Consider the following 9,963-nt stretch of genomic DNA (forward strand, 5'->3'; position numbering starts at 1 on the left):
ACCTGCGGGAGGTGTTCGACCGTACGCGAGCCCCGGTCCACTACCACCTGTCGTGCTACGCCGTTGCCGACTTCGCGGCCGTCGCCGTGCTCACCGGGCACGCCGAGGAGGCCGCGTCCGCCCTGGAGCGCGTCACCGCCGAGGCCGGCGACGGCGCGTCGGTGCGGCTGCGGCAGATCCTGAACCGCGCCGCGGCGCTGCTCGCCGAACCGGGCGAAGCCGGCTCCCTCTTCCACGCCGCGCTGGAGGATCCGGCCGGGCAGCGGTGGCCCTTCGAACGCGCCCAGGTCTGGCTGGAGTACGGCGAGTGGCTGCGCCGGCAGCGCCGGATCGCCGATGCCCGCGACGCGCTGACCAAGGCCCGCGACCTCTTCGAGGGGCTGGGTGCCGGGTACTGGCACCAGCGCGCGCAGGCGGAGCTGCGGGCCGCCGGCGTCGCCTGCGAATCGGCGCCCCGCAGCGGGCTGAACACCCTCACCCCGCAACGGCGGCGGATCGTGCGGCTGGCGGCGCAGGGCCTGACGAACCGGGAGATAGGCGAACGCCTCTTCCTGTCGCCGCGCACCGTGGGCACACACCTCTACCAGGCGTTCCCGGTCCTGGGTGTGACCGCGCGCAGCCAGCTGCGCGACGTGGTCGACCAGGACGCCACCGACTGACGACGGCCGGCGTCAGCGGCACGGCGCCGTCGCTTCCGGCCCCGCGGTGTCCGGCCCCGCGGTGTCCGGCCCCGGCGCCGCCTTCGGGGGCCCGAACCAGTGCTGCAGGGCCGCGCGCAACTGCCGGGCGCCGGTGTGGTGCGGTGCGCAGGGTGCCGCCGCCCAGGCGGCGTGGCCGTCCGGGCGGACGAGCACGGCCGACGTTCCCGGCAGGGCATCGGGGCGGGCCGACCCCACGCTCACCCGGTCCGCCCACGGCCTGGCCGCCTCGCGCAGCGGGTGCGTTCCCGTGCACTCGTCCACCAGCAGTGCTCCGCGACCCGTGCGGGCCAGCAGCGACAGCAGGCTGCCCCGTTCCAGCGCGACGTCCGGCACCATCCTCCCCTCCCAGGGATGACCGGAGCCGTGCGGAGCCGGGTAGCGGGTACCGACGCCGGTGATCTCCTCGGCCAGGTGACCGGCCGTCTCCCCGGCCTGCGCCAGCTCGGCGAGCAGTTCCCGTACGGGTGCCAGCCGTTCGCCCTCCCCGGCGACCAGCATCTGTGCGCGGGTGTTGCGCAGCAGCCGGGCACCGGCCGCATGGCGCTCGCTGTGGTAGGTGTCCAGGAGGCTTTCGGGGGCCTGTCCGCGCGCGACCAGTGCGAGCTTCCAGCCGAGGTTCATCGCGTCGTCGATGGCCGCGTTGACGCCGATGGCGCCGGCCGGGGGATGGATGTGCGCGGCGTCGCCCGCCAGCATCACCCGGCCGTGCCGCAGCCGTTCGGCCAGCCGGGCCGCGTCCCCGAACCGGGTGAGCCAGTGGGCTTCGGCCAGCTCCACGTGCCGCCCCAGCACCTCGTCCAGCACCTCCTGGAAGCGGGCGGGCGTCACCGGCTCGTCCCGGTCCTCCGGCGGCCGGGGGTCGTGGGTGATCAGCCGCACGTATCCGGGCCGCGGGATGGCGAACACCGTGCCGGCCGGGCCGGCCGTCACCCCGAACGGGATCGCCTGCGGGTCCGCCAGGACCACGTCCCCGAGCAGGGTGAAGCTGCGGGCGGGCGTGCCGGGGAAACCGATGCCGGCCAGCTTGCGCACCGTGCTGCGGCCGCCGTCGCAGCCGACCAGCCGGCCCGGGCGCAGCAGCATCCGCCCGCCCGGGGATTCGACCTCGGCGCGCACCCCGCCGTCGTCCTGGCGCAGCCCGGTCAGCCGGTGACCGCGCAGGACGCGCACCCCCAGTTCCGCGGCCCGCCCGGCAAGGATCTCCTCCACCCGGGTCTGGGCGATCCCCAGCACGTAGGGGTGTGCGGTGCGCATGGCGGCCAGGTCGAGCCGGGCCTCTCCGACGAACGCGGTGGTCGCCGCGGTGGGGCCCTCGGAGAGGAAGCGGCCGGCGAGGCCGCGGCGGTCCAGCAGCTCCAGGCTGCGGGCGTTGAGGTTGAAGCCGCGGCAGAAGGCGGGCGGGGCGGGGTGCCGCTCGATCACCGCGACGCTCACCCCCGCGAGCCCCAGCTCGCAGGCCAGCGTCAGCCCGGCGGGCCCGGCCCCCACCACCAGGACGTCGGCGTCCTCGTGCGGTGCGCCCGTCGGCTCCGGTAACGGGGACCGCACGGCGGCCGGTGGTGTCCCTGGTGAGTGCTGCCCGGTCCGTGTCGTCGCGGGCGCGGCCGTGTCACGCATCGGCAGAGACCTCCGGCCATTCCAGGGTGCCCTGCTCGATCTCCTCGGCGGTGCGCAGTACCCACTTCAACTCGGCTTGCAGCATCGCCTGGGCGTACTCGGCCTCGATCACGAACAGCCGTGGCGCCCCGTGCTCCTCCCGGGCGCTGCGGTACGCGCCTTCGCCTTCGGCGATCCGGGCCGTCAGGGCCGCCGCCCGTTCACGCAGCGCCCGCGCCGCCCGCTGCCGGCCAAGTGCGCCCAGGTAGCCGACGGCGGACAGGAACTTCGGGTACTCCGGGGACGGCTCGCGGACGATCTCGTCCAGCCAGTCGATGAAGTACTGCTGCCCCTCGCGGGTGTGCCGGTAGACGGTGCGCGCCGGGCGGCCGCCCACCTGCTCGGTGTCGGCCGCGTCGATCCAGCCGTCCCGGGCGAGGGCCCGCACCGTGTCGTACAGCGACCCGGTCGTCAGTTTGAAGGCCCGGTCCATCCCGCGCCCGCGCAGTGCGGTCGCCATGGCGTGGGGGTGCATGGGCTGCTCCAGCAACAGGCCCAGCACGGCGAGGGCCAGGGGGTTGGCCGGTCGTCTGGTGGTCATCTCACTCCGAAGTCGGCTCGGGACATTGACTACTCGGATCCTACTACTCGGATCCGAGTAATCCGATAGGGCGGCCGGCACCGCCGCTAAGTCACCTGACGGATGGCACCGGCTTCGGCCGCAACGAGACTGGACCGGACGAGCGGGCCCCACCTCGCGGGCCGCTCCCTCAGTCCCCGATCCACGGCGCCCCGACCGCGCACGGCCGTATCCCGTCACGGTCACCCGGGGTGCCCGCGCCATTGCACCAAGGAGTCGCCATGTCCGTCGTGCTGTCCACCCTCCCCCTGTCGGGCGCCGAACGGGCGGACTACTGGCACAGGGTGGTGTCGGACACCTTCGTCCCGCTGGACGTCTCGCTGCACGAACGCGAGCCCTCGGTGGGCACCATCGCCATCGACCGGCTCGGTCCGCTGCAGATCTCCGTCGTCGAGGCCGGACCGCAGACGGTGACGCGCGAGCGGCGGCTGATCTCCCGGGGCGGCGGCGAGTACATGACCGTGACCCTGCACCACCGGGGTACCGCGAGGCTCACCCAGGACGGCCGCCAGGCCCTGGTCAGACCCGGCACGTTCACCTGCTCGGACGCGGGAAGGCCGTACACGAGGGAGCAGCCGGACGATTTCCGCTTCACGGCGTTCCGGGTGCCCAAGCAGGGTCTGGGCGTATCGGAGGGCGATCTGCGGGCGGTCACCGGAACGGTCTTCGGCAGCGACGGAACGGCCGGCCTCGTCGCCGGGTACCTGTCCCGACTGGCCGCCCGTCCGGCGGACTTCGACCCGTACACGGGCCGGCAGCTGGCCCAGACCGCCGCGGATCTGCTCACGGTCCTCGTACGGGAGCGGCAGGGCCGGCTCAACCCCCACGCTTCGGAGACGGCGCGCGGGATGCTGGCGCGCGTCAAGGAGTACATCCTGCGGCACCTCGCAGAGCCGGACCTGTCCCCCGAGCGGATCGCGGCGGCGCACCACATGTCGGTGCGGTACCTGCACAAGCTCTTCCGGGCCGAGGACGCCACGGTGGGGCGCTGGATCCACCGCGAGCGCCTGGAGCGGTGCCGCCGTGACCTGTCCCGGCCGTCGGGGACGGCCCCGAGCGTGTCGGCGGTCGCCCAGCGCTGGGGCTTCGTGAACCCCTCCCACTTCAGCCGGGCGTTCCGCGCCGCGTACGGGATGTCGCCCCGCGAGTGGCAGTCGGGCGTCCGGCAGGCATGAGCGCCGTCACGGGCCGTGCAGGGCCGCGCGCAGCGCACGCGTGGCCGCCATGAGGGCCGCCCGGGCCCCGGGGGTCGAACGCAGGGCGTCCAGCACGACGAAGCCGTGCAGGGCGCCCTGGACACGGACGGCGGCGACGGGGACGCCCGCGGCCCGCAGCCCGGCGGCGTAGGCCTCGCCCTCGTCGCGCAGCACGTCCGCCTCCGCGGTGACCACCAGGGCCGGCGGCAGGCCGCCGAGTTGCCCGGTCGTGGCGCGCAGCGGCGACACGGTGATCTGCGCGCGCTCGATCCTGCTCGTCGTGTACTGGTCCCAGCACCACTGCATGGTGTCGCGGCGCAGGCCGCGGCCGCGGGCGAAGCGGTGGTAGGAGCCGGTGTCGAAGCCGGCGTCGGTCACCGGGCAGAACAGGACCTGCCCGCGCAGCGCAACGTCGCCCCGGTCCTTGGCCAGCAGGGTCAGTGCGGCGCACAGGTTCCCGCCGGACGAGTCCCCCGCAACGGCGAGGCGGCTCCCGTCCAGTCCCTTCCCGGCGCCTTCGGCGACGATCCACCGCGCGACGGCGTAGTTCTGTTCCAGGGCGACCGGATACCCGGCCTCGGGCGACAGGTCGTATGCGGGGACGACCACGGCCGCCCCCGTCCCGACGGCCAGTTCGCGGACCAGCCGGTCGTGGGTGGAGGCACTGCCGAGCACCCACCCGGCGCCGTGGAGGTAGAGGATCACCGGCAGGGGGCCCCGGGCTCCCGCGGGCCGCACGAGGCGGACCCAGACGCCACCGGTGGGCCCGCCCGCCACCGCGAACCACTCCTCGTCGACCGCGGGCCGGTCGGCCGCTCCCGCCGCCTGCAGCACCTCCAGTGCCCTGCGGGCGGCGGCCGGCCCGTGCGCGGACAGGTGGGCCGGGGAGGTCGCCCCGACCAGGGCCCGGGCCCCCGCGGGTGCGGGGACGGGCCCGGCCTGCGGCGTCACCCCGGCCATCGAGGGCTCCTCGCCCCGGCAGGGTGCGCGGTCACGGGGTGCGCGGTCACAGGGTGCGCCGCACTCCCGCATGGCGTTCCAGGTTGCGCAGTTGTACGGCGAGGTCGCCCTCGACCGCGGTGCGGGCGGGACCGCTGCGCCCGATGGGCAGGACCTCCTCGCTGCGCATGTCCTCCAGCATCAGGGCGAACGCCGCGTACGTGGCGACGAGGGCCACCAGCAGTCCGAGGCCGCCGGACGCCTGCGTGAGCCATTCGGCGCCGGTCAGCCCGGACAGTCCGGTGGCCGCCCACCGGGGCGTCGAGACCACGAGGACGAGCCACAGGGCGCGCTTGGGCCGGGTCACGGCCGCCATCAACCCCCCGAAGCACAGGAACGCCAGGTTGAACACGCCCAGCACGCGCGGCCCGCCCGCCGCGCCGCTCGCCATGACCAGGCTGTACGCGAGCCAGCTCCCGGCGAACGTGCCCATGAGGGTCGCCGCGATCACGTCCCGCGCCCCGAAGGCGAGGACGCTCACCAGGAGCTGGAGGGCGAACGCGGGCAGTACGCACAGGGCGACGGCCCTGCGGTCGGCGGCCTCGAAGACGCCGAGCTGGAGGCAGCCGGTCAGCACGGAGGCGATCGCCACGGTGAAGAAGCCGAGCGGCATCGGGGAGGCGATGGGCCGCAGGTTGATCCGCGTCATGGACCGCAGGTCGGGTTCGAACCGGCGCCCGGGGGGTGCGTCGTCGGCCGGGGCTGTACTCATCTGTCGCCTTCCTCGGCTGGTGCTGGTCAGTGGGCGAAGCAGGGGTCGGGGAAGGGCGGCTCCGGAGGTGTTCCGGAGCCCGTGCCGTCGCGGGCGGCGCGCCACCGGCGGTGCTCCTCGGCCTCGGCGACCGCCTCGGCCATGCGCAGCGCCTGGCCGGCGCCGTCGCCGGCGCTGCCGCCGGATCCGGTGCCGTCGGATCCGGTCCCGTCGGATCCGGTCCCGTCGGAGGCCGACGGGTACGCCTCCTCGTCTCCGGCCGCCTGGTAGCCGCCGAACCGGGCCACGGGGGACCAGGGCGGGCTGACCGGCGGGACGGCCTCGTCGAGGCCCTCGTACTCGGCGCTCGCGTACACGATCCGGCCCCCGACGACCGTGAGGACGGACTCGATGCCGGGGATCTCGGCGTCGGGCACGGTGAAGTAGTCGTGCGACAGGATCGCGAGGTCGCCGTGGCAGCCCTCCCGCAGCACGCCCTTGACGTCCTGCTCCCCCGTCAGCTCGGCCCCGCCGCGGGTGTAGAGCCGCAGGGCGGTCTCCCGGTCGATCAGGTCCGCGGCCGGGCGGAGCGCGGCTCCGCCGACGGTACGACCGGTCACCAGCCAGTGGAGCGAGACCCACGGGTTGTACGAGGACACGCGCGTGGCATCGGTTCCGGCGGCGACGGTCAGCCCCCGGTCGAGCATGGCCCGCACCGGCGGGGCGTGGGAGGCCGCCTCGGCCCCGTGCCGGTCGAGGAAGGCGGAGCCCTGGAAGGACATGCGGTTCTGTACGGAGACGGCGCCCCCGAGGGCGGCGATGCGGTCCAGACTGGCTGCGCTGACGGTCTCGGCGTGGTCGAAGAGCCAGCGGTTGCCGCCCGGGAAGAGCCCCTCGGCTGCGAGCTTCTCGAAGACGGCCAGGTCGCGGCGGATCGTCTCGTCGTAGGTCGCGTGGAGCCGGAAGCCCCAGCCGTTCTCCATCAGCAGCCGGACGGCCTGCTCGAACTCCGTTTCGTAGCCGGCAGCGAGTACGGGCCGGGGTTCGGAGAAGTTCTCGAAGTCGGCCGCCGCCCAGGTGAGGTTCTCTCCGGCGCCGTTCAGCCGCAGCCACGCGTCGCCGTCCCCGGGCTTGACCGTCTGCGTCCAGCGCTTGAGGTCGTCGAGCTCCTGCCCGGCGGTCTGCGGGAACAGGTGGTAGGCGATCCGCAGGGACAGTTCGCCCGACCGGGCCAGGTCGATGACGGTGGCGTAGTGCTCCGGGAAGCTCTGGAAGCCGCCGGCTGCGTCGACCGCCGAGGTGAGCCCGAAGCGGTTGAGTTCGCGCAGGAAGTGGCGCGTCGACGTCCGCCGGTCGGCCTCGTCCAGGACGGGGGCCTTGGCCAGCGTGGAGTAGAGGATGAGGGCGCTGGGCGCCGCCAGCAGCACCCCGTTCGGTTCGCCGTCCCGGCCGCGTACGATCTGCCCGCCCCGCGGGTCCGGGGTCTCGCGGGTGAACCCTGCGGCGCGGACGGCGGCCCGGTTCATCAGCGCCGACTGGTAGAGGTGCAGGACGAACACCGGGGTGTCGGGCGCGGCGGCGTTCAGCTCGGCGACGGTGGGCATGCGGCGCTCGGCGAACTGCTCGGCGGTCCAGCCGCCGACGACCCGGATCCACTGGCCCCTGGGCGTGCGTCCGGCCTGCTCGCGCAGCATGGCCAGCGCCCGGCGCAGGCTCCGTACGCCGTCCCAGCGCAGCTCCAGTACGTAGTTCAGGCCGCCCCGGATGACGTGCAGGTGGGAGTCGTTGAGTCCGGGGACCACGCGGCGGCCGAGGGCGTCCACGATCCGGGTGGCCGGTCCCACGAGCGCGGCCAGCTCGTGGTCGTCGCCGAGGGCCGCGATCCGGCCGCCGCGCACGGCGACGGCGCGGGCCTCGGGCCGGCCGGGATCACCGGTGTGCACCTTCGCGTTGCGGACGAGGAGGTCGGCCGCTCGCTGCCGGGGCCCGGCGGCGGGCCGGATCCCGGCCACCGGCATGCTCGTCGGTCCGGTCATGCCAGGGCCTTGCGCAGGGTGTCGACCGCCAGGCCGATGGCGAGCGACGCGGCCTGCGTGTCGCGCAGTGAGTTCAGCATCACGAAGTCGTGGATGGTGCCCTGGACGCGCAGGGCGGCCACGGGGACGCCCGCGGCGCGGAGCCGGGCGGCGTACGCCTCGCCCTCGTCGCGCAGGACGTCGGCCTCGGCGGTGACGACCAGGGCGGGCGGCAGCCCGCCGAGCTCGTCGAGGGAGGCGCGCAGCGGGGAGGCGGTGACCTGGGCGCGCTCGGCCTCGTCGGTCGTGTACTGGTCCCAGAACCACTGCATGGCTTCGCGGCGCAGGAAGTAGCCGGTGGCGAACCGGTGGTAGGAGTCGGTGTCGAAGGAGGCGTCGGTGACCGGGTAGAAGAGGACCTGGTGGCGGAGCGGCACGTCGCCGCGCTGCTTGGCCATGAGCGTGAGCGCGGCGCTCATGTTGCCGCCGACCGAGTCGCCGGCGACGGCGATGCGGGTGCCGTCGAGGTCCTTGTGGTGGCCCTCGCCGACGATCCACCGGGCGACGCCGTAGTTCTGCTCGATGGCGACGGGGTAGCGGGCTTCGGGCGAGAGGTCGTACTCGGGGAAGACGACTGCCGCCCCGGTGCCGACGGCGAGTTCGCGGACCAGCCGGTCGTGGGTGTGGGCGTTGCCGAAGACCCAGCCGGCGCCGTGGAGGTAGAGGATGACGGGGAGGGGGCCGGTGGCGCCGTGCGGGCGGACGATCCGGGTGCGGACGGCGCCGGTGGGACCGGTCTGGACCGTGATCCATTCCTCGTCGACGGCGGGCAGGGTGACGCCCTCGCCGTTCTGGACGTCGTCCACGGCCTTGCGGCCCTCGGCGACGGGGATCTGGTACAGGTACGGCGGCCGGGCGGTGGCGTCGGCGAACGCCCGGGCGGCGGCGTCGAGTACGGGCGCTCCCGGGGTCGGGTCCGCGGCTCGGTTCGGGTTGGGGTTCGAGTTGGGGTTCGGGTTCGGGTTCGTCATGGCGGGGTTTCCTTCGCGATGCGGTGGTCGGGTTCGGCGGGTGCCTCGGCCGGCGCGGGGGACGACGGCGGTGACGGCTCCGGGCGGGCTCGGGCCCTGTGGGTTCAGGCGAGGAAGGCGAGCAGCGCGGCGTTGACTTCGGCGGCGTGGGTCCAGATCAGGCCGTGCGGGCCGCCGGCCACCGTCGTGAACTCGGCTCCGGCGATGCTCTTCGCCAGCGGTACCGCGGTGGCCTCGATGGGCAGGGTGCGGTCGGCGTCGCCGTGGATGATGAGCGTGGGGACGTCGATGTGCGGAAGGTCGCCGCGGAAGTCGGTGAGCCAGGCCCGGACGCAGTCGAGGGTGCCCTTGGCGGACGCGCCGACGGCGACGTTCCAGGAGGCCTGGACGGCCTGCTCGCTGATGCGCTCGCCGCCCAGGACGTCGACGTTGTAGAAGTCGGCGAGGAACTCGCTCATGAAGGCGAACCGGTCGGCGGTGATGGCTTCTTCGATGCCCCGGAAGACGCTCGCGTCCACGCCGCCCGGGTTGTCGTCCGTCTTGAGCAGGAACGGCGGGACGACGCCGATCATGACGGCCTTTGCGATGCGCTCGCTGCCGTAGGTACCGAGGTAGCGGGTCACCTCGCCGCTGCCCATGGAGAAGCCGACGAGGACGGTGTCGCGCAGGTCGAGGGCGGTCAGCACCTCGTTGAGGTCGGAGGCGAAGGTGTCGTAGTCGTAGCCGTCGGAGGGCTGGTCGGAGCGGCCGAAGCCGCGGCGGTCGTACGTGATGACCCGGTGGCCCGCGGCGAGCAGTGCGGCGGTCTGCTTCTCCCAGGAGGCCCCGTTGAGGGGCCAGCCGTGGATGAGCACGACGGGACGGCCGCTGCCGTGGTCCTCGTAGTGGAGCTCGACGGGGGCGGAGGTGCCTTCGGCGACCTTGATGTAGGGCATGGCGGAGTACTCCTGTGGTGTGCGGGGGCGAGACGTCGGCGGAGAGGTTCGTGCCGGATCGGGGTGTGGAGGTGTGGGCGCGGGCGCGCCCCCAGCCCACGTGGGGTAAACCCCCCCCCCGCCCCCCCGAGGGGGTGCGCGGTGTGCGCCCCCCGCAAA

At 74.3% G+C, this 9,963-nt stretch carries 9 protein-coding genes; 2 read left to right on the forward strand and 7 right to left on the reverse strand.

Going from position 1 to position 9,963, the window contains the following annotated elements; translation table 11 throughout:
- On the forward strand, positions 1-659 hold a 659-nt coding region (locus ACFXA3_RS23395; protein WP_385189633.1), incomplete at its 5' end, for a LuxR C-terminal-related transcriptional regulator.
- Between the two features lie 12 nt (positions 660-671).
- On the opposite strand, the gene ACFXA3_RS23400 is transcribed toward ACFXA3_RS23395, so the two are convergent.
- Positions 672-2,249: an FAD-dependent monooxygenase gene (locus ACFXA3_RS23400; protein ID WP_385189636.1), complete on the reverse strand. Its 1,578-nt coding sequence runs from the start codon at positions 2,247-2,249 to the stop codon at positions 672-674.
- Between the two features lie 61 nt (positions 2,250-2,310).
- Positions 2,311-2,898 carry a PadR family transcriptional regulator gene (locus ACFXA3_RS23405; RefSeq protein ID WP_385189639.1) on the reverse strand — a complete coding sequence of 196 codons (588 nt, stop codon included), beginning with the start codon at positions 2,896-2,898 and terminating at the stop codon, positions 2,311-2,313.
- 260 nt (positions 2,899-3,158) lie between these two features.
- Here ACFXA3_RS23405 and ACFXA3_RS23410 point away from each other — a divergent pair, with 260 nt between their 5' ends.
- Complete coding sequence (locus ACFXA3_RS23410) at positions 3,159-4,112, forward strand: helix-turn-helix domain-containing protein (RefSeq protein ID WP_385189642.1); 954 nt, start codon at positions 3,159-3,161, stop codon at positions 4,110-4,112.
- A 6-nt stretch (positions 4,113-4,118) separates the two neighbouring features.
- Here the strand turns inward: ACFXA3_RS23410 and ACFXA3_RS23415 are convergent, their stop codons facing one another.
- The 5 genes from ACFXA3_RS23415 to ACFXA3_RS23435 all read right to left on the reverse strand — a co-directional run bounded on the left by ACFXA3_RS23415 (position 4,119) and on the right by ACFXA3_RS23435 (position 9,804).
- Entirely contained in the window at positions 4,119-5,093 is a 975-nt protein-coding gene (locus ACFXA3_RS23415; protein ID WP_385189645.1) for an alpha/beta hydrolase, read from the reverse strand.
- A gap of 46 nt (positions 5,094-5,139) precedes the next feature.
- A complete protein-coding gene (locus ACFXA3_RS23420) occupies positions 5,140-5,844 on the reverse strand; it encodes a GPR1/FUN34/YaaH family transporter (protein WP_385189648.1) in 705 nt (234 codons plus the stop codon).
- 26 nt (positions 5,845-5,870) lie between these two features.
- A complete protein-coding gene (locus ACFXA3_RS23425; RefSeq protein WP_385189650.1) occupies positions 5,871-7,859 on the reverse strand; it encodes an amidohydrolase in 1,989 nt (662 codons plus the stop codon).
- Positions 7,856-8,869 (reverse strand): alpha/beta hydrolase, encoded by a 1,014-nt coding sequence (locus ACFXA3_RS23430; RefSeq protein WP_385189653.1) that lies wholly within the window; start codon positions 8,867-8,869, stop codon positions 7,856-7,858. Before ACFXA3_RS23430 ends, ACFXA3_RS23425 begins: the two co-directional genes overlap by 4 nt.
- A 104-nt stretch (positions 8,870-8,973) precedes the next feature.
- Positions 8,974-9,804: an alpha/beta fold hydrolase gene (locus ACFXA3_RS23435; protein WP_385189655.1), complete on the reverse strand. Its 831-nt coding sequence runs from the start codon at positions 9,802-9,804 to the stop codon at positions 8,974-8,976.
- Positions 9,805-9,963 lie beyond the last annotated feature (159 nt).

This window comes from Streptomyces sp. NPDC059456 (genome assembly GCF_042750055.1).
GTDB lineage: Bacteria > Actinomycetota > Actinomycetes > Streptomycetales > Streptomycetaceae > Streptomyces.

Bases quoted from the DNA above. Each gene is read 5' to 3' on its own strand.
- ACFXA3_RS23435 (WP_385189655.1), bottom strand. From the start codon at position 9,804: ATGCCCTACATCAAGGTCGCCGAAGGCACCTCCGCCCCCGTCGAGCTC.
- ACFXA3_RS23420 (WP_385189648.1), bottom strand. From the start codon at position 5,844: ATGAGTACAGCCCCGGCCGACGACGCACCCCCCGGGCGCCGGTTCGAA.
- ACFXA3_RS23405 (WP_385189639.1), bottom strand. From the start codon at position 2,898: ATGACCACCAGACGACCGGCCAACCCCCTGGCCCTCGCCGTGCTGGGC.
- ACFXA3_RS23410 (WP_385189642.1), top strand. From the start codon at position 3,159: ATGTCCGTCGTGCTGTCCACCCTCCCCCTGTCGGGCGCCGAACGGGCG.
- ACFXA3_RS23415 (WP_385189645.1), bottom strand. From the start codon at position 5,093: ATGGCCGGGGTGACGCCGCAGGCCGGGCCCGTCCCCGCACCCGCGGGG.
- ACFXA3_RS23430 (WP_385189653.1), bottom strand. From the start codon at position 8,869: ATGACGAACCCGAACCCGAACCCCAACTCGAACCCCAACCCGAACCGA.
- ACFXA3_RS23425 (WP_385189650.1), bottom strand. From the start codon at position 7,859: ATGACCGGACCGACGAGCATGCCGGTGGCCGGGATCCGGCCCGCCGCC.